Genomic DNA, 19926 nt, shown 5'->3' with positions numbered 1-19926 from the left:
GAAGACTCCTTGTATATCGTTATGTGAGGGGTCTTTATTGTAAGAAAAAAATTCCATAAAATGAGGGGTAGTAAAATGGGTATTAAAGTTGTTAGATTTGAACATAAACAAAAAGAGCAATGGGGAGTGGTATCAGGAGATCAAATCCGCCTTTTATCAGGTACATACCAAAGTTTAGCTGATTTTTTGGAGCATGGGAAAGAAGAAGCTCATACCATCAATACTCAAGATAATACAGTATGTGTTGCATTAAATGAAGTGACCATTTTGAGTCCAGTGACAAAGCCAGCACGAATCGTTTGTCAGGGAGTCAATTACTCAGAGCATCGTGCTGAGACGGGAATGGAAGCTGCACGAGCTCCATTTAATATGATTTTTAGCAAAGCTGACAGTTCCCTTTGCGGCGCCACTAGCGAAATTGTAAGGCCGCACGATGTTAAACTACTAGATTATGAATTGGAGCTTGGTCTCGTAATTGGAACAGAAATCGCAGAGGCGTCAGATATAACTGACGAAAACCTTCATCAGTATATCGCCGGGCTGGTGATTGTTAATGATGTTTCTGCGCGAGATGTTCAGCTTTCTCAGGGGCAATGGTTGAAAGGTAAGAGCTACCGAACTTTTTGTCCAACAGGTCCTTATCTTTATTTGCTTGACAAGGAAGAGCTGCCATTGATTCATGATCTTGAGTTAAATCTTTGGGTGAATGATGAATTAAGGCAATCTGCCAATTCAAATCAACTGCTTTACAAACCAGCAGAAACCCTTACAGAGCTCTCGGAAATTATGGATTTATCCCCAGGGGATCTGATTGTTACTGGAACTGCAGGCGGGGTTGCTCTAAATTTAACTCCACAAGTATTGGAACTTTTATCAAACATGGCTATTCCTTATCAACAAAAGTTGGATTTACTTGAAGAGGGACAATTAATCAGTGGCAAATACCTGAAGGATGGCGATGTCATTCGCTGCCAAATTCGTAGCTCAAATGGATTAATCGATCTTGGCGAACAAATAAATAAAGTCGTTCCAAGTATAAAGAAAAGCCATGTAAACTCCTTTTAACCCTTAAATTGAGAGGGGGAATTAATATTGAGTAACTTAGCCCAATCATATAAACCTAGCTCCACAGAAGATGGAAATAAAAAAATCCTTTCAACTTCTGCTGCTTTTGGCCTCCTAAGGAAAGGATTAATAGAGAATCTAGGGACTAAAAGAGCAAAAGGGTTTCTACTTCGTTATGGTTGGAATTTAGGTGTTAGTGATGCAGAAGAAGCAATGAAAACAAGTTCATCGATCAATGACCTTCTTAATCAAGCATCGATTCTTCATTTAAGCACGGGACATTTTAGAGACATGAAGTCCGAAAGAATACTCGAAATGAGTGATTCAGAAACCATTAAATCGATCCTTGGCAAAGGAAAATGGATTGACTCATTTGAAGCAATGGAGCATATCAAGCACCATGGCCAATCAGAAGCACCGGTATGTCATACCTTGACTGGATATGCAAGTGGTTATATGTCAACTGTCTGCAGGAAGAGTGTCATTGTTAAGGAAATTAGCTGTATTGCAATGGGAGATGCTGAATGCTGCTTCGAAGCAAGACTGCAAGAGGATTGGGGAAATGAAATTCAAGAGGAACTTAAATTCTATCATGAAAGTAATATCATTGATGAACTGGAGTATACTTATGAGCAATTGTTAGAGCAGCGGAATTTTATCGAAACCGTATCTAAATTTCATAAGAAATTAACGGAAAGTGTTTCGAATGGAAGCAATCTTCAGGATATTGCTGATAGCACTTTTAAATTATTGAGAATCCCAATTTCTATTGAAGATTTAAGCTTCCAAAAAATTGTATACTCAGGGCTGAAAGAAGAGCAATATATTAGTCTTAATAACAACCTAAAAGAGAATTTAATTCGAAAAAATAGGAATAATCACAACCTGCTGCCATTATTTAATGAAACGACTAGAATAAAGACAGAAAATCAGGAACGATTGATTACTCCCATTATTGTCCAAAAAAAAGTAATTGGATATTGTACCTTTTTTTATTTAAATGAACCAGGGAAAAGTGCAGAAACGGATATTATGTTTATTGAGAGGGTTGCTAATGCCGCCTCATTGTACCTATTAAACGAAAAAACAAGTTTTGAAGCACTTGAAAAAATGAAGGGGTATTTTTTAGAACAAATCCTTAAGGGGCAATATTCCTCCAAGGAGGAAATTATCAAGCGTGGCCGGCATATGGGCTTTGACCTTGAGAACCCTTTTTATATTGCCGCAATTGATTATAAAGAGAAGGGAAAGACCACCCAGAATAGCTTTGATCACTATGACCAAATATTAGAGACCATTGCCAAGTATCTCGATATCCAAGGATATAAAGCGTTAATTGGTCAGTATGAGGGTCAGATTATAATGCTGATACCCGAAACAGCAAATATTATCGCTATAATGCAAAAAATCCTGAAACATATTGAAACAACGTATTCATCTTATCAATATAAAGTCGGAATAAGCGATAAATCCGAGGATATTGAGAGTATATTGGATTATTTCGAAGAGTCATTAATTGCCTTACGGATGTCCACAGATAAAAAAATTAATGGTTTTAAAGATCTAGGGATAGTTGGTGTCCTAATAAATTCAAAAAATGTAAGCGGGATTAAGAAAATTGCAAAACAAGAATTAGGACCACTATATAAATTAAATGATGTGAAACAAAAAGAGTTACTGAAAACACTCTATGTCTTTTTATCCAATGGTGGAAAACTTCAGCAGACGATGGATGACCTTTCCTTATCTATGAGTGGTCTAATGTATCGAATCAATAAGATTGAAACGCTCATCAATAAAGATTTGCGGGATTCTTCCCAAAGCTATCAGCTCTTGCTAATTCTTGACTCACTGATGGCATTAGGAGAGCTAAAAATATAAACAACTAAGGGCAGTCCTAATTGGATTGCTCTTATTTATTGAGTTCATCATTGGATAAAAACCAACAAAAACAACTTGAAAATAGAGTAAATTCCAACAGTTTTTACTCTAGATACGATATACAGAATTTTCTAAAATATAAAAATGTAAGCACTTTCAAATATAAGCTATTTATAGGGAGGAATTTATTTGACTCAAGGACAATCTATTAATCTAATTGAAAAAAGCACGGTGAAGAAAACAATGAAGAGAATTTTACCATTTATTTTGCTTTTGTATGTGGTTGCCTTTTTAGACCGAGTTAATATGGGTTATGCAGCCTTACAGATGAATGCGGATTTGTCATTAACAGCTGAAGTATTTGGCTTGTTGTCTGGTCTATTTTTTATCAGTTATTTCCTCTTTGAAGTTCCTAGTAACATGATTTTGAATAAGGTGGGGGCACGGTTGTGGATTGCCCGTATTATGATTACTTGGGGAATTGTCGTTGTGTTACAAGGCTTTATCCAATCAGCAACCCATTTATATATATTACGCTTTTTACTGGGTGCAGCTGAAGCGGGATTTGTCCCAGGGATCATACTATATTTAACGTTTTGGTTTAGGGCACGGGAACGCGGGAAAGCAACAGCGCTCTTTTTTGTTGCCTTGCCATTAAGTGCGTTGATCGGTGCCCCGTTGTCAACTTGGATCATGGATACAATTTCATGGAGTGGTTTGGCGGGTTGGAGATGGATGTTTATCTTAGAAGGTTTCCCAGCTGTTATTTTAGGTGTTGTGGTTATTTTTTATTTGACCAATAAACCTGCTAACGCAAAATGGTTAACGACGGAAGAAAAAAAATGGCTTGAGGGAGAATTAGATAAGGAACGAAAATTAAGTGCCAAGTTAAATAAAACCTCTCATCTCGGCATGTTGAAAGAGTCAAAATTGTGGAAATTAGCTTTATTTAATATCGCTGGTTTTATCGCTGTGAATGCACTCTCTTATTGGATGCCAACCATTATTAAATCTTTGTCTTCATCTTCAACGACTAACTTACAAATTGGCTGGTTAGCTATGATTCCATCGATTGTTGCGATTCCGTCGATTCTTTTTACGGGATGGAATGCAGATCGAACGAACTCACACAAATTGCATTTAGGAGCAAGTGTGTTTATTGCCATGGTTGGATTCATTGGCTGTGCTTTTGTTTCAAGCGTTCCACTTATGGTCTTAATGCTCTCCATTACTTCCGCAGGTTTATATGGTATATCAGGTACTTTTTATGCATATATCACTTACTTCTTCTCAGAATCTACTGCACCTGTAGGCATTGCTTTAGTAAGCACTCTTTCCTCATTAGGCGGATTCGTTGGCCCATATATAATGGGTGTTTTCAATTTTAATCAAGCGATGTTTATTATAGCTGGATTCCTGCTTATCAGTTTAATCACACTTACAACACTTAAATTAGCGAAGAAAGATCAGAATGAAATAGAAGACAAAATAGTCGTAGAAATATAATTAAAAAACCAATAAAAACTATCTAAAAATAGTAGGAAGTCAGATGATTTTTTCTCTAGATTAAAATTATTGAATTTTCTAAAATTTAGATAGGGTTAAAATATAAAAAAATGAAAAGGGTTACATTCTAATGGATATTCCCATGATTGTTTTTTTACAGAAGGAGGAGAATTTCATAATGGCAAACATTACTCAACAATTAGTTAAAACGGATAACTTTGAAACATTTGTAAATCGCTCGGGTGAGGGGAATTCTGAAACTATATTATTCTTACATGGCTCAGGACCAGGTGTTTTCGCATGGGCTAACTGGCGATACGCATTAAATGCATGCGGTGAAACATATGACTGTATTGCTCCAGACCTGCTTGGCTTCGGACAGAGTGGACATCCTGAGTCAACTCCAAAGAACAGACAGGGATGGATGGACCTTTGGGTAAATCAGCTGATTGAACTGCTAGATCGCTACGGGATACAAAAGGCTCACGTGGTTGGAAATTCGTTAGGCTGTTCCATTGCATTGGAACTATTACTAGAATATCCTGAACGTTTTGGCCGGGTTGTCTTAATGGGACCTGGAGGGACACCGAATACAAAGCTAAGTCCTGAACTAGCTCGGGCAAAGGGCTTCTACGACAATCCATCCGAAAAGAAAATGCGTCAAATTATGGGCTGGTTCGTGTATGATGTGGAAAAACTTGCCCCAGAAATTGACTCACTTGCTGCTACTCGATATGTGACAGCGATGCGTCCGGAAATACATCTTTCCAACGAATCCATCTTTGCAACAGCAGCTGTCCCTGTGCCAGTAACAGCACTTAAACGGATCCAAAACCCAATCTTACTTGTTCATGGACGTGATGACATGGTTTGCTCAGTTGAATCTAGCTATTACCTACTCTCGCATCTCCAGAATGTTCAATTGCATGTATACGGTAAATGTGGCCACTGGACGCAAATTGAGAACCAAGAAAGTTTTAATAATTTAATTCAAAACTATTTCTCTAGTACAATCTAAAAAACATTAGGAGCGGAGGTATAAAGATGACTTTACCAGAGATTGCAAAGTTAGGACATGTAGCACTCGTCACACCGGATTTGGAAAAATCATTATGGTTTTTCAGGGATGTCATTGGATTAGAAGTAACAGAAGAAAAAAACGGAACCTATTACTTACGTGCATGGGGCGACTTTGAACATCATTCCCTCTCATTAACAGCAGGAGAGAAAGGGTACGTCGATCATATTGGATGGAGAACGAAACGACCGGAAGATGTGGAAGGATTTGCCCAGCTACTTGAAAAAGCTGGAACAGAGGTTAACTGGATTGAAGCGGGCGAAGAAGCCGGACAAGGAAGGGCGATACGCTTTAAACTGCCAAGCCAGCATTCTTTTGAAATTTACTATGATGTAGAAAAACCTAAAGCAGATGAAAAAAGACGTTCTGTCTTAAAAAATCAAACGTACAAAGCATGGGCGCGCGGTTGCTCTCCAAGGCGATTTGACCATGTAAATATTGCTACTTCCATGGATGTCGGTGAAATACTCGATTACTTAGGCAGCCAATTAGGGTTTAAGCTACGTGAATATGTGAAATATCATAAAACAACGACTGTCGCAGGCTGGATGAGCGTTACTCCTTTAGTGCACGATATTGCAGTTATTTCAAGACCGCAAGCAGAAACACCGAACCAGCTTCATCACATTTCCTATTGGCACGATAATGCCCAAGATATCCTAAGGGCTGCTGATATTCTTGCAGAAGAAGGCATTAAATTCATTGGTCCTGGTAAACATGGGGTATCTCAAGCGTTTTATCTCTATGTATGTGACCCTGGCAGCGGCTGCCGTGTGGAATTATTTAGCGGATCCTATTTAATTTTTGAACCAGACTGGGAACCGGTCGAGTGGACGGAAGAAGAGCACTTGATTGCTAACACCTATTGGGGAGAAACCGTAAGCGATAAGGAACTGAATAAACCAACGATCGAAGCGTGATGTATAAGCTGACTCAGGAAATAGCTTGAGTCAGCTTTTTTGAAAGCGAGGGACAGTCTTATGAAGGAAAACAAAATCTATGAAACTGATATTGTTGTAGTAGGGGCAGGGAATGCCGCAATGTGTGCTGCAATAGCTGCACGGGAAAATGGTGCCAATGTCATTGTGCTTGAAAAAGCTCCAGAGGTTGAAAAAGGGGGCAATAGCACGTTTACCCATGGCTCTATTCGTTTTGCCTACAAGGATGTCAATGAGTTAAAGCAAATTATGCCTGACCTTACACAGGAAGATATAGACATGACAGATTTTGGTTCCTATACTGAGGAAGAATTTTTTGATGATATGTGCCGTATAACGGAATATCGTACCGACCCAGAGCTTGCTTCCCTCTTAACAAGTAAAAGCTTTGAAACGATGAAATGGATGCAGTCCCATAAAGTCAGGTGGGTGCCGATTTACGGTCGCCAAGCCTTTAAAGTGGATGGCATCTTTAAATTTTGGGGCGGAATGATTGTTGAATCTGTTGGTGGAGGTCCAGGGTTAGTCGGTGCACTCCACGAGGAAGCTGAACATTTAGGTGTTCATGTATTATTTAATGCGATGGCGACCGAACTCATCCACGATGATGATGGGGTGCATGGGGTGGTTTTTAAACATAATGGAAAAACAACAAAAGTCCATGCGAAAGCAGTTATCTTAGCATCTGGGGGTTTTCATGCCAACCAAGAGATGAGAACTCGATACTTAGGTCCAAATTGGGATTTAGCAAAAGCAAGAGGGAGCCGTTTTAACACCGGCGAGGGCATTCAAATGGCGCTAAATATTGGAGCACTTGCAGCTGGAAACTGGTCAGGCTGTCATTCAGTTGGCGGAGATCGTTATTTACCTGAATTTACAGAAGGGTTCCAAAAACTAAGCTATCCGTTTGGAGTCCTAGTAAACGCCGAAGGAAAACGGTTTGTCGACGAAGGGGCTGACTTTCGAAATTATACCTATGCGAGATATGGGAAATTGATCCTCAAGCAGCCAGGACAATTTGCATGGCAGATATTCGATGCTAAAGTAGCCGGGCTTCTACGCGACGAATATCGGGGAAGAAAGGTAACAAAGGTAAAAGCTAATACCTTAGAAGAATTGGCTGATAAGCTTGACGGTGTGGATAAGGAAGGTTTTTTAAAGACGATAGCGGAATATAATGAGGCTGTCCGTAAAGATATACCATTCAACCCTAATATTAAAGATGGCCGTTGTACAGATGGGTTAGCGGTAAGAAAATCCAATTGGGCAAATACCCTGGATCAAGGTCCATTTGAAGCATATGCCGTTACGTGCGGGATTACCTTTACGTTTGGCGGCTTAAAAATAAACACCAATACCGAAGTTCAAGATGTATTGTCCCAATCGATTCCCGGGTTATATGCTGCGGGTGAACTGGTAGGCGGTCTATTCTACTTTAACTACCCTGGTGGTGCTGGATTAATGGCAGGGTCGGTATTCGGGAAAATTGCCGGTGAAAACGCCTCACGCTTTATTACTCAAGTAAAAGAAAAAGAGGAGATGCTTTAATGACGAAACTTAAAGAATTTGACAATATTCTTGTAGAAAAAGCTAGCTCACTAGTTCCGAAATTAAGGGAAAGGGCGAAGGAAACGGAAGAAATTCGTCGAATCCCTGAAGCCTCAATAAAGGAATTAAAGGAAGCAGGTATGTTCAAGATGCTCCGTCCGAAACGATATGGCGGCTTACAAACCAATATGAAGACCTATGCAGATTGTATTGTCGAGATTTCTCGGGGCTGTGCTTCAACTGGCTGGATTGTAGCGCTCTGTGCGATTCGGGAACTAATGGTCGCTGAATCTTTTACAGAAAAAACGCATTTGGAGATTTTTGGAGAAAATGAGGAAGATGTTCTATTTGCTGGGGTTTATGAACCAAGAAAATGGATTGCGAAGAAAGTGGATGGCGGGTATTTGGTTGAAGAAGGATTTTGGATGTTTTGCTCTGGCTCCCTTCATGCGACATGGGGATACTTTGGGATGGCAATTACAGATGAGGACGGAAAATTAGTCGATCAAGCTTTAATGACGGTGCCATTTGATGAGTTAGAAATCATGGATGATTGGCATACGATGGGCTTAAAAGGAACAGGCAGCAACAGTGTTAAAATGACCAATGTTTTTATCCCAGAACATCGTTGCGTTTCATTTTCTGAAGTTTTGAACGGAAATTTTAATTCACAGCACCTACGTGATATTCCACTATATAATTCGGCACTCTTTCCATCCCTGATCTTATCATTAGGTTTGCCTGGCTTAGGTGTGGTGAAGGCTGCAATGGATTTCTTCCAGGAATTCCTTCCCAATCGAAGAGCTAGTCATATTGGGGTTGAATACTCCAAAGATGCCACAAGCACCCATCTTCTGTTGGCTGATGCCTCTTTAAAAATTGATACCGCTGAAATGCATTATTATCGTGTCGTTCATGAGATTGATTCCTGGGCGGAAAGCGGGAAACACATGGATCGTCACGCACGAGTAAAGACATTGGCAGATATCGGTTATGCAAATCAGATGTGTAAAGAGGCTCTGGATATTTTGATGCTCGCCAGTGGATCAGGGTTTGTTTATGAGGGACACCCTCTCCAAAGAATTTTCCGTGATTTTTGGACACTGTATTCACACCGCTCGCTTTCACCAACGATTACAAAAGAAAACTACGGGCGGGTTCTGGCAGGATTGGAATCGAATGCCCTTAGATACTAACTAAATTCAGTTATCCGCAAGTTGGGGTAGGTTAAGCGCAAGTTGGAACCGGTTATCCGCAAGTTGGGGTAGGTTAAGCGCAAGTTGGAACCGGTTATCCGCAAGTTGGAGTGGCTTATGCGCAAGTTGGAACTCATTATCCGCAAGTTGGATTGCTTAAGCGCAAGTTAGAACTGGTTATCCGCAAGTAGAGTGATAAGTCTATCAGTAAAAACACCTAAAAATCTTCTTTTAGGTGCTTTTTTATGGATTTAAAATGTAAAAAAGTTATTAAATGTGTAAATTAAATACCTCTTTAGATAAAAACCAATAAAAACTATCTAAAAACTGCGCTAACTCAAACGATTTTTACTCTAGATTGAAGTTACCGAATTTTCTAAAATTTAATTATGAACAAAACTTCATTTAATACTTACTAAAATAGATGGGCTAAATCAAATGGGAAGGGATGAGATGCAATGATGACGAGTACTATTTTGGATGTACAGACTGAACTGGTAGAAAAGGCACGATCGTTTGTACCAAGATTACGTGAACGGGCAAAAGAGACAGAGGAAATTCGGAGAATTCCAGATGCCACAATTAACGAATTAAAAGAGTCCGGCCTTTTCTATATCCTTCGCTCAAAACAATTTGGCGGCTACCAAACAAACATGAGAACGTATACGGATATTGTGACGGAAATCTCCCGTGGCTGCGGTTCAACTGGCTGGATTGTTGCCCTATGTTGTATTCGGGAATTGATGATATCGGAATCCTTTTCTGAAATGACGCATCATGAAATTTACGGATCTGGTGATGATATTGTTTTTTCAGGTGTATTTGAACCAAGAAAGATTCAGGTGAAAAAGGTTGAAGGCGGTTACATCATAGAAGAAGGTTATTGGCCGTTTTGCTCTGGTTCCCTTCATGCGACATGGGGATACTTCGGAATGCCAATTGTCGATGAAGATGGAAACGTCGTTGATCAAGGCTTGATTACTTTACCAATGAGCCAAGTGGAAATTACGGACGATTGGCATGTAATGGGACTTTGCGGCACAGGAAGTAACAGTATCAATATGAAAGATGTTTTTGTTCCAGATCACCGGGTTGTATCCTTTACAGACGCCATTGCTGGAAAGTTTCAATCTGATCATTTTCGAGATATTCCACTCTATAATACAGCACTATTCCCTGCGCTGGCGATGTCAATCGGTGTTCCGGGCTTAGGAATGGCGAAGGCAGCTTTAGAATTATTCATGGAAAAATTGCCAAATCGAAGGGCGGCGAATTTGGGGGTTGAATACCTAAGTGATGCCGTTACCACTCATCATCAAGCGGCAGAAGCATCGCTAAAAATTGAAACCGCTGCCATGCACTTTTACCAAGTTGCTGACCGCCTTGATGCTTGCGCTGCAAGTGGCGAGTACATGAGCAAATTTGAAAGAGTCAAGGCATTGGCCAATATCGGCTATGCGGTGCAGTCCTGTAAGGAAGCCATCGATATCTTAATCCTTGCAACGGGTTCGGCCTATGTGGGCAATGGGAACCCGATGCAAAGAATCGGACGTGACTTTGCTGCCTTATACACCCACAGAACAGTTTCGCCAATTACATCCAAAGAAAACTTTGGCCGAGAATTATGTGGTCTTTCAAGCAATACGAAAAATATTTAATAATGATTGAGGCTTAGGTTAAATGATTAGGAGGGAACTGCATGGAAACGATTTATTTGAACCCGGAAAATCTAGCGGACTATCAGCAAAAAGCAAGCCTCAGCGTCATGGCCCTAGGATTTTTTGATGGTATTCATAATGGACACCGTGAAGTGATTAAAACAGCTTTTCAGAAAGCAAAAGAAAGGAATCTTTCACTATCTGTGATGAGTTTCTTTCCACATCCGAAAACAGTTTTATCCAATGGAAAGACACATGTTGATTATCTGATGCCGCTTTCTGATAAGGAAAAAATATTCTGTGAACTGGGGGTCGACATATTTTATATCGTTGAATTCGATAGAGAATTTGCGTCACTTTCCCCAGAAAAGTTTGCAGCTAAGTATTTAGTTGATCTTGGTGTCGTCCATGCAGTTGCCGGCTTTGATTATACCTATGGTTTTCGTGGAGTTGGAAATATGGACCGCTTGATAAGTGATTCAGGCGGGATCCTCGAAGTGACGAAGGTGGATAAAGTGGAATACCAGGGGGAGAAAATTAGTTCAACCTGCATTCGTGAAAAATTGGCAAGTGGAAATATTGAGGATCTGCCAGCATTTTTAGGACGTCTCTATGAAGTGGCATGTGAATGGGACGGTACTTCACTAAGTGTAAGGCCTCATTATACATTGCCTGCTCCGGGAAAATATTTAGTAACGGTAAGAAGAGCAAATCAATCACAAGTACTAGAAATGATTGTTACAAAAGAGAAAGAATTGATTCCGCTAAAATCAGTTTCAGAGTTAGCATCCAATTATAATGGTGTTTTTTCTATCATTTGGCACGAACAAATCCTCGGAAAAGTGAAAAATTCTTATCAAGAGAATGAGTGGATTCAAGGAGTTGTTCAAATCGGATAACCAGAAGTTTTAATAAAAGATAATTTTAAAAAAGGGGGGCTATAAAAAGTGAATAAAACGAAAGAGTTCCAAAAACTTTTACACCAACCTGGTTCATTTATCTTACCAGGTGCTTATGATGCAATGTCCGCTAGATTAATAGAAGAAATCGGCTTTCAAGCGATATACGCCACTGGTGCTGGAATATCCAATGCTCAATTAGGGTGGGCGGATGTAGGCTTGACTTCCTTAAAAGAAGTGGTTGACATTGTAGCAAGGATGACGGATGTGACGACCATTCCGATTGTCGTCGATGCCGATACAGGCTTTGGTAATGCGATTAATGTTATCCGTACTGTAAGAGAGTTTGAGAGAGCAGGTGTAGCAGCGATTCAAATGGAAGACCAGGTTACACCTAAGAAATGCGGCCACTTCAATGGGAAAGATGTTATTTCAAAAGAAGAAATGGTTGGGAAAATCAAAGCCGCTGTTGACACTAGGAGAGATGAAAATCTAGCAATCATCGCCCGTACGGATGCATTAGCCGTAAATGGCATGGAAGATGCATTGGACAGGGCAAATGCCTATGCGGAAGCTGGAGCCGACATTATTTTTGTTGAAGCGCCGACAACCATGGAACAATTAAAGCAAATTACCAGCTCATTAAAAGGGATACCACAGGTAATAAATCTGGTAGAAGGCGGTAAAACCCCGCTGATTACCTTGAAAGAAGCAGAAGAGATCGGATTTAAAATCATGCTTTGCGCTAATACTGTTCTTCGCTCTGCCATCAAAGGAATCATAGAGTCGTTAAGAATATTAAAAGCCGAAGGTTCACACGAAAATGTTCACGAGTTAATTTGTACGTGGGAAGAGCGACAATCACTCTTTAAACTCAATCAGATTAAAGAGTGGGAAAACAAGTATGGAGAAAATCAGTCATTAATTAAAAAGTAATTTTACTTTTTTAATAAATTAAGAACTTTAAAGGAGGACTAAGTTGTGGGGAGAAAAGTAGATTACGACATCGTAGTCATTGGATGTGGAGTTGCCGGGACCTCAGCCGCATTATCTGCCGCTGAAACGGCTAAAAAGGAAAATAAGAACTTAAAAATAGCTATTTTAGAACGAGCTGATTATGACCATAGGGGTGGAAATTCTCGTTGGACTGCCTCCTATATGCGGATGAAGAATCTCGATGAAGTTGCTGATAACTTCGTAGAAGACATGCTGGCTTTTTCAGACAACTATTCCGATCGGGAGTACATAGAAACTCTCGCCAAGGATGCTGGCAGCACACTTCGCTGGGTCCAGGAAAAAGGGGTCGAGTTTGACTACCTGCCAACAATGTTTTTGACCGCATCAAGGCCACGTTTGCTTCCCGTAGGCGGCGGTCGTGCCATCGTTGACACACTATCCCGCCGTGCAGGTGGACTTGGCGTAGAGATTATTTACGAGGCAACTGCTTGGAAATTACTTCTTGATGACGAGGGCGTAGTGAATGGACTAATGGTGCGTGTCAAAGGTGGAACCTCACTTCAATTAAAAGTGGGAGCTGTTGTGTTAGCTTCAGGTGGATTTCAGGGAAATCAGGAGATGATGGCACAATATGTTGGCAGAGATGCTCATAAAGTTCGGACAGTAGCCGAGGGTGGATTGTTTAACAAAGGTGAAGGAATCCGGATGGCAATGGAGCTAGGGGCAAAAACGGCTGGTCAATTTGATTCTTTCCATGCTGAACCGGTCGACCCAAGAAGTAAACGGGAAGAGGCTGCTGTAATGACATACCCTTACTTTATTCTAGTCGATCAGAATGGAAATCGTTTCGTTGATGAGGGGAAAACAACAGTCGATGAGCAATATGAAGAGGTTGCACGGACAATATTTCACGATCTTCCTGGACATATTGCCTATATGATCGGCGATCAAAAGATGTATGAAATTCCAAACTATGAACGAGCTGTGGAAACCGATAAACCGGCCATTGTTGCTGATACGATTGAAGAACTGGCGGAGAAGATTGGCGTGCCTGTCGGCCAATTAACGGCTACGGTTGAATCCTATAACGCTGCTGTTCAACCGGGTGAATTTCATTGGGATAAAAAAGATGGAAAACAGGCGATTGGAATTACGCCGCCAAAGTCCAATTGGGCGATTCCGATTAATAAGGCTCCGTTTATCGCCTATCCAATTGTCTGCTCCAATGTTTTCACCAACGGTGGATTAGCTACCGATACGAATGGGCGTGTTCTGTCTCAAGATCATGATCCGATTCCAGGTTTATATGCAGTCGGTGAAACGGCTGGTCTTTATTACGGGAAATATCCAGGCGGGACATCTGTGCTAAGGGGTCTTGTGTTTGGCCGCCGCGCCGGTGGTCATGCTGTTGCTTACGTAACTGATTCAAAGAAATTAGAGGTTTAAGTAGATGGTTTTCTTGAGAAAGGGTGAGGCTTTTTGGAATTAAAAGACAAGGTGGCGTTAGTAACAGGGGGAGGCAGAGGAATCGGCAGAGAGACCTGTATTCTCCTAGCGAAACAAGGTGCTAAAGTTGCTGTTTTTTCCGACAATGAATCTGAAAGCAAAGAAACTGCTTCCTATATTTCTGAGGTGGTTGGGAGCAAAGCAATCGCCTTTACCGGGGATGTTCGTTCAGAAGAGGATATAAATCACGCAGTCCAGACAACACAAGAAAGTTTGGGTTCGATTGATATATTAATCAATAATGCGGGTGTCATGCTCCTTAAGCCGTTCCATGAAATGACGGTTAAAGAATGGGACTTTGTACAAGATGTTAATATTCGTGGAGTCTATTTATGTACTCGGGCAGTCGTGCCGCAAATGATGGAGAAAAGACACGGTGTGATCATCAATCTATCGTCGATTTGGGGAACAAAAGGCGGTCCTGACAGAAGTGCCTACATTGCTTCCAAATACGCATGTCTCGGATTTTCCAAAGCACTGGGTGAAGAATTAAAGCCATACAAAATTAGAGTGAATGCGGTCTGTCCAGGTCCAGTAAATACAAAGATGATGGATGATTTTGATGTGAATAAAGACAATTGGTTGCATCCACGTGACCTTGCTAATGTCATCGTCGATTTATGTTTACCAAAAAGTGTCGCTGTCACTGCAACCGCTATTGAAGCATTTGGTTACGGACGACCAGTAAATTTATAAATATTTCTAAAAGTTGAAAGGGGAAATCATAATGGAAAAATTAATTCCAGCTATTGAATCAAAAAATATCAGTCTAGCACTTGCTAATAAAATGTTAGAGGCGGCACTTGTTAAGGGAAAAGAACTAGGTATGCCGTTTAGCATCTCAATCGTTGATCGCGTGGGGAACCTAAAAGCGTTTGCTGCCATGGACGGTGCACCAGTATTAAGTTTGGAAATTGCTCAAAATAAAGCATTTTCTGCTGCCACTTATAATAGAGCAACACACGAATGGTACGACAGATTAAAGGATGATCCACCATTGCTGCATGGGATTGTTCACACTCCAAGATTGATTATTTTTGGCGGTGGTTATCCAATCAAAATCAATAACGAACTGATTGGCGGTGTTGGGGTTAGTGGCGGACATTATACTCACGATATGCAGGTTTGCGAGGCAGCATTAGAAGTGCTAAATAACCTAGAGTAAGAGGGTGTTGATGGATGGAAACCTATGATTTGATTATTTTAGGCGGCGGACTAGCGGGGATGTGTGCTGCTGTTGCTGCAGGTGAAGCGGGTGCACACGTCCTGCTCCTTGAGAAACAGGATGAACTGGGCGGAAGTACGGTTCTTAGCTCAGGGTATATGGCCTTTGCCGGAACAGATATGCAAGAGAAGGCAGGTATCATCGATTCGACTGAGTCGTTATTGGATGACATGATCGAGGTCGGCGGCGGGGTGAATGAACAGGCACTTGTTGAAGCCTATGGCCAGCACCAATTAGAGACATATAATTGGCTTATTGAGCACGGTGTTGAGTTCCGCTCACTCGAAGCGGTTAGCGGTCACAGTGTTCCCCGCGGACATATTATTGACCCACACCAAGCGATTCAAACACTTAACCGAAGGGTTAAGCAGATGTCAAACGTGACCATTCGATTTAATGCTCCGGCACGAAGACTATTGAAAAATGACGATAGTCGGATTGATCGTGTTTTATATGTGGCCGAAGGGGTAGAGCAATTTGTGCATGCCTCCAAAGGGGTAATCATTGCATCAGGAGGGTTTGCAAAAAGCGAAGATCTTTTAGGGCAGTTTGCTCCCCAATTAAAGGGAGCACTAAGGATTGGCGGCCGTGGAAATCATGGGGACGGAATACGGATGGCATGTGAGCATGGGGCCTGGTTAAAGGATTTACCATACCTGAATGGGACCTATGGATTTCATCCTACAGCTGCTGGACCAGTAAAGTCTCAAGGGTTAGCCTTCTACAAGGGTGCAATCATGGTCAACCAATTTGGGAAACGGTTCGTTAACGAGTCTATTTCTTATAAACTATTAGGAAAGGCTGCTTTCGAGCAGCCTGACCAAGTTAGTTTCCAAGTTTGGGACCAAACGGTAATGAACAAGAGTGTACATGATGATCCTCTCTATGATTTGGAATTACTGAAGCGCCGCCGCCTTCTGTACCAGGCGGACACATTGGAGGATTTGGCTGACTGTATTGATGTACCACTTGAGGTTTTTGAAGAAACGATCTCCAAATACAATCAAGGAATTGAGGATGGAGAAGATCCTGAATTCGGCAGGAAGTCATTAACACATAACTATGGAAAACCAACACCAATTGAGAAGGCACCATTCTATGCATTTGAGTCGACAGTTGCGATGCTGGCAACATACGCAGGGGTGTCGGTGAACTCAGCGGCACAAGTGGTGAATCCATACGGTGAGCCCATTCCAGGATTGTTTGCAGCTGGAGAAGTGACTGGTGGATTCCACGGGGCAGGTTACATGACCGGAAGTTCTTTAGGGAAATGTGCGGTCTTTGGACGGATAGCAGTCCAAGAGGCATTGAAAGAGGTAACAGTAAAATAATTGAATTGCATGGGCTTGGAAAGGCTCAGATTAGTATTCGCTCATAGAATGGGTGAATTCGCCCATAAAACTAAAAAATTCGCTCATAAGATTGGTGAATTCGCCCATAAAATGGTTAAATTCGCTCATAAAATTAGATTCACTGATAGAACTGGGAAATCCGCTGATATGGCTTGAGAATTCGCTTATAGACTATTAAATTTCACTAACAAACGATGAATTTCCGCAAAAATAAACATCGATACACTTTTTTGAAACAAATCTAATAACAAAAACGAACTTTTTATATATATTTTCGAAAAAAGCACAAAAAGGAGGTAAATTTTATGAAAATCTGGCATCAGAGCCTAACCACGATTGACCGGGTTCCTCAATACCGAGATGCAATCATGAACCATGTGCGGAAGATTGCACGACCAGACGTGGAGGTCGTTCTACATGGCATGTCTGAAGAGACATATCCCACACATTACCCCGGGCATTTTATTACTCATTTCTACCTGCAGAACTTGCACCGGGAGCAGTTCGTTCGTGCTGCATTAATGGCTGAAGCCGCAGGATACGATGCGATGTTTATTGGGACCATTCCTGACGTAGGTCTTTTGGAGGCACGCACGCTCGTTGATATCCCTGTGGTTGGTTATGGGCAAGCCTCCTTCCATATGGCATCCATGCTTGGAGACCGTATCGGAGTAGTCAATTTTTTAACCCCATTGGCAGACGAACTTAGACAAAACGCCGCCCGGTACGGCCTCGGCGAAAAGCTCGGACCTATTGTTCCGCTGGAGTCAGGCTTTGATGATGTGCTCGCAGGCTTCAATAATCCTGAGCCAGTTATTGCAGCATTTCGAAGAGCAGCCGAGACTGCCATCTCTCAAGGAGCCGATGTGATTGTCCCAGGAGAGGGGCCGATGAACGTTTTCCTTGCAACCTTCGGGATTTCAAGGATTGGTGACGTACCTGTCGTTGACTCATTTGGTGCCGGAATCAAGATGTGCGAATCACTAGCGGACCTAAAAAGAGTGTCAGGAGTATATATGACCCGGCGCGGTTACTACAACTCAAAACCACCAGCAGAAGCGGTTGCACGATTACGAGAAATGTACGCATTAGATCCATACCCAAATCCTACTAACCAGCGAGGATTAGCAGTAAGGGCAGGAGTAGAAGTAAAAGGTTAACCAAATAAAAAGACAAGAGGTGAACTAGAGATGCATATCGTCGTATGCCTAAAGCATGTTCTTGATCCGGAAATTACTCCGCGTTATTTTCAAATTGACCCAGAGACCAATCGTCCGGTGAATGGAGATTCCGACATGGTTTTGGACTCTTTTGCCGAGAACGCACTTGAATTGGCTATTCAACTTCGAGATAAAACACCGGGTGCTACGGTGACTGCCATCTGCCTGGGTGACGAATCCTCGGAGGAAGTGCTGCGTCGAGCCTTTGCCTTCACGGCAAACGCTGCCGTACGAATTTGGGATTCGGAGTGGGAAAATCTCGACGGTCAGGCCGTTGGACATATCCTTGCGCAAACAATCAAAACCCTTGGTGGTGCGGAGCTTGTACTGACCGGATATCAAGCAAGTGACATTGAGGAAGGCCTTGTTGGACCAGTCATGGCAGAAGAACTTGGGATTCCTTGTGTGACGCTTGTCTCCGAACTTGAACTGGATGAAGACAGAGTGAAGTCTACTTGCGAAGCAGAAGGCGGTTATACTGTGGCGAGTGTTCCGTTTCCAGCTGTTTTTACAATTATCAGTTATGAGGCAAATGTCCCTCGCCTCCCTAAGGTTAAAGATATCCGACTTGCGAGGAGCAAGCCAATTACCCGATTTGAATCAGATGATATTGATTTAGATCATGTTCGGTGTCAGTCGGGCGCTAAATTGGAGCGGGCCTACGTCCTAAACAGAGATGTCAATTGCGAAATCCTTTCTGGCAGCGATGGCTCAGAGCTCGCAGCTGAATTGACTGACAAGCTCTTGGCACTCAAGATATTATAGGAGGTCTCAAACTATGTCCAAAATCCTTATCTTTACAAATCAGCAAGAAGAATCACTAAGCCCTGGTGCCAAGGAAGCACTGGCATTCGGCAGTCGATTGGCAAGTGCCACCGCCGGAAGTGTGGAGGCTGTCTTGGTTGGACCCGCAACTGAGGCTGGTGCAAAGGAAGCAATTGCCTTTGGAGCAAGCAAAGTATATACCATTAATAATCCTTTACTTTCTGAATATCAGGTTGAACTTTACGTAGATAGCCTCTTCACTGTTTTCCAACAATCTGATGCCGATACGCTGCTCCTCTCCTTCGATAGAATGGGTAAGGATCTTGTAGGTCGACTGGCTACACGAATTGGCGCATCTGCCATAACAGAGGTGACTGATTTTAGAACTGAAGGCGGAAAGCTGACATGGGTGCGCCCAATTTATGGTGATAAAGCATATGGGGAGTATTCAACTACACGTCCTAAGGTGGTTGTAGGCATTCGCCAAAAGAGTCAGGAACTGGCTGTACCTGATTCAACACGCATAGGTGAAATCATTTCTGTTGATTACTCCGTTCCAGAGGAAGTCGTTTTAACAAAACTGGTGGTGAAGATTCAGTCGGCCTTGTCAGATATCCGTCTTGAGGATGCTACAATTATTGTCTCCGGCGGTCGAGGTCTTGGCGGATCTGAAGGCTTTCAAGATTTGCAGTCCCTTGCAGAACTACTGGGCGGGACAGTCGGTGCTTCAAGGGCAGCATGTGACGCTGGATGGGTTCCTTCTAACCTGCAGGTAGGACAAACGGGGGCTGTTGTTGCTCCAGACCTTTATATTGCGGTCGGAATATCCGGTGCCAGCCAGCATCTAGCAGGCATTACCAGTGCGAAGACCGTTGTTGCCATCAACACAGATTCAGAAGCACCCATTTTTAAACGGGCCAATTTCGGTGTAATCGCCGACTACAAAACAGTGATACCAGCACTTACGGAAAAACTGAAAAAGGTCCTTGTTTAAGGAATAAACATCTAAAAGATTCATAGCCCTTTTTTAAGTCCTCATTTTGGTGGGACTTATTTTTTGTTTTCTGAAAATTTGGTACAATAGGGTTACCAAAATTTTATATTCAACCTACGAATGATAGAAAGGAGTATT

17 protein-coding genes are annotated in these 19926 nt (G+C 41.9%); all 17 read left to right on the top strand.

Going from position 1 to position 19926, the window contains the following annotated elements; all coding sequences use genetic code 11:
* Positions 1-75 precede the first annotated feature (75 nt).
* On the top strand, positions 76-1065 hold the full coding sequence (locus tag J7E67_RS05780) for a fumarylacetoacetate hydrolase family protein (protein ID WP_214714447.1): 990 nt from the start codon (positions 76-78) through the stop codon (positions 1063-1065).
* Between the two features lie 27 nt (positions 1066-1092).
* The gene (locus J7E67_RS05775) at positions 1093-2946 is read left to right on the top strand and encodes a XylR N-terminal domain-containing protein (RefSeq protein ID WP_214714445.1); all 1854 of its coding nucleotides are present in this window, start codon (positions 1093-1095) and stop codon (positions 2944-2946) included.
* Positions 2947-3135: 189 nt separating this feature from the next.
* Positions 3136-4452 carry an MFS transporter gene (locus tag J7E67_RS05770; protein WP_214731209.1) on the top strand — a complete coding sequence of 439 codons (1317 nt, stop codon included), beginning with the start codon at positions 3136-3138 and terminating at the stop codon, positions 4450-4452.
* A 178-nt stretch (positions 4453-4630) separates the two neighbouring features.
* Positions 4631-5470, top strand: coding sequence for an alpha/beta fold hydrolase (locus J7E67_RS05765; RefSeq protein WP_214714441.1), 840 nt, complete (start codon positions 4631-4633; stop codon positions 5468-5470).
* Between the two features lie 26 nt (positions 5471-5496).
* Positions 5497-6450, top strand: a complete 954-nt coding sequence (locus J7E67_RS05760; protein WP_214714439.1) for a VOC family protein — start codon at positions 5497-5499, stop codon at positions 6448-6450.
* A gap of 60 nt (positions 6451-6510) precedes the next feature.
* Positions 6511-8016: an FAD-dependent tricarballylate dehydrogenase TcuA gene (gene tcuA / locus J7E67_RS05755; RefSeq protein ID WP_214714437.1), complete on the top strand. Its 1506-nt coding sequence runs from the start codon at positions 6511-6513 to the stop codon at positions 8014-8016.
* Positions 8016-9212 (top strand): acyl-CoA dehydrogenase family protein, encoded by a 1197-nt coding sequence (locus tag J7E67_RS05750; protein WP_214714435.1) that lies wholly within the window; start codon positions 8016-8018, stop codon positions 9210-9212. Before tcuA ends, J7E67_RS05750 begins: the two co-directional genes overlap by 1 nt.
* Before the next feature lie 458 nt (positions 9213-9670).
* A complete protein-coding gene (locus tag J7E67_RS05745) occupies positions 9671-10870 on the top strand; it encodes an acyl-CoA dehydrogenase family protein (RefSeq protein WP_251026587.1) in 1200 nt (399 codons plus the stop codon).
* A 41-nt stretch (positions 10871-10911) separates the two neighbouring features.
* A complete protein-coding gene (locus tag J7E67_RS05740; protein ID WP_214714433.1) occupies positions 10912-11769 on the top strand; it encodes an FAD synthetase family protein in 858 nt (285 codons plus the stop codon).
* Positions 11770-11817: 48 nt separating this feature from the next.
* Positions 11818-12705: an isocitrate lyase/PEP mutase family protein gene (locus J7E67_RS05735; protein WP_214714431.1), complete on the top strand. Its 888-nt coding sequence runs from the start codon at positions 11818-11820 to the stop codon at positions 12703-12705.
* A gap of 45 nt (positions 12706-12750) precedes the next feature.
* Positions 12751-14172: an FAD-binding protein gene (locus J7E67_RS05730; RefSeq protein ID WP_214731208.1), complete on the top strand. Its 1422-nt coding sequence runs from the start codon at positions 12751-12753 to the stop codon at positions 14170-14172.
* A gap of 33 nt (positions 14173-14205) precedes the next feature.
* Positions 14206-14928: an SDR family NAD(P)-dependent oxidoreductase gene (locus J7E67_RS05725; RefSeq protein WP_214714427.1), complete on the top strand. Its 723-nt coding sequence runs from the start codon at positions 14206-14208 to the stop codon at positions 14926-14928.
* Between the two features lie 31 nt (positions 14929-14959).
* Positions 14960-15397, top strand: coding sequence for a GlcG/HbpS family heme-binding protein (locus J7E67_RS05720; protein ID WP_214714425.1), 438 nt, complete (start codon positions 14960-14962; stop codon positions 15395-15397).
* Positions 15398-15411: 14 nt separating this feature from the next.
* Positions 15412-16788 carry an FAD-dependent oxidoreductase gene (locus J7E67_RS05715; RefSeq protein ID WP_214714423.1) on the top strand — a complete coding sequence of 459 codons (1377 nt, stop codon included), beginning with the start codon at positions 15412-15414 and terminating at the stop codon, positions 16786-16788.
* Between the two features lie 326 nt (positions 16789-17114).
* Positions 17115-17969, top strand: a complete 855-nt coding sequence (locus J7E67_RS05710) for an aspartate/glutamate racemase family protein (protein WP_214714421.1) — start codon at positions 17115-17117, stop codon at positions 17967-17969.
* A 30-nt stretch (positions 17970-17999) separates the two neighbouring features.
* Positions 18000-18794 (top strand): electron transfer flavoprotein subunit beta/FixA family protein, encoded by a 795-nt coding sequence (locus tag J7E67_RS05705; RefSeq protein WP_214714419.1) that lies wholly within the window; start codon positions 18000-18002, stop codon positions 18792-18794.
* Between the two features lie 13 nt (positions 18795-18807).
* Positions 18808-19788 carry an electron transfer flavoprotein subunit alpha/FixB family protein gene (locus tag J7E67_RS05700; protein ID WP_214714417.1) on the top strand — a complete coding sequence of 327 codons (981 nt, stop codon included), beginning with the start codon at positions 18808-18810 and terminating at the stop codon, positions 19786-19788.
* Positions 19789-19926: the final 138 nt, after the last annotated feature.

The organism is Bacillus sp. ISL-46, assembly GCF_018613205.1.
The sequence above is the reverse complement of the archived record's forward strand: the minus strand, read 5'-3'. Positions and strand labels throughout refer to the sequence as shown.

What these genes read in the sequence shown, in the direction of transcription:
- J7E67_RS05765 (WP_214714441.1), top strand. Translation starts at nt 4,631, where the DNA reads ATGGCAAACATTACTCAACAATTAGTTAAAACGGATAACTTTGAAACA.
- J7E67_RS05745 (WP_251026587.1), top strand. Translation starts at nt 9,671, where the DNA reads ATGATGACGAGTACTATTTTGGATGTACAGACTGAACTGGTAGAAAAG.
- J7E67_RS05715 (WP_214714423.1), top strand. Translation starts at nt 15,412, where the DNA reads ATGGAAACCTATGATTTGATTATTTTAGGCGGCGGACTAGCGGGGATG.
- J7E67_RS05780 (WP_214714447.1), top strand. Translation starts at nt 76, where the DNA reads ATGGGTATTAAAGTTGTTAGATTTGAACATAAACAAAAAGAGCAATGG.
- J7E67_RS05750 (WP_214714435.1), top strand. Translation starts at nt 8,016, where the DNA reads ATGACGAAACTTAAAGAATTTGACAATATTCTTGTAGAAAAAGCTAGC.
- J7E67_RS05700 (WP_214714417.1), top strand. Translation starts at nt 18,808, where the DNA reads ATGTCCAAAATCCTTATCTTTACAAATCAGCAAGAAGAATCACTAAGC.
- J7E67_RS05740 (WP_214714433.1), top strand. Translation starts at nt 10,912, where the DNA reads ATGGAAACGATTTATTTGAACCCGGAAAATCTAGCGGACTATCAGCAA.
- tcuA (WP_214714437.1), top strand. Translation starts at nt 6,511, where the DNA reads ATGAAGGAAAACAAAATCTATGAAACTGATATTGTTGTAGTAGGGGCA.
- J7E67_RS05720 (WP_214714425.1), top strand. Translation starts at nt 14,960, where the DNA reads ATGGAAAAATTAATTCCAGCTATTGAATCAAAAAATATCAGTCTAGCA.
- J7E67_RS05705 (WP_214714419.1), top strand. Translation starts at nt 18,000, where the DNA reads ATGCATATCGTCGTATGCCTAAAGCATGTTCTTGATCCGGAAATTACT.
- J7E67_RS05760 (WP_214714439.1), top strand. Translation starts at nt 5,497, where the DNA reads ATGACTTTACCAGAGATTGCAAAGTTAGGACATGTAGCACTCGTCACA.
- J7E67_RS05710 (WP_214714421.1), top strand. Translation starts at nt 17,115, where the DNA reads ATGAAAATCTGGCATCAGAGCCTAACCACGATTGACCGGGTTCCTCAA.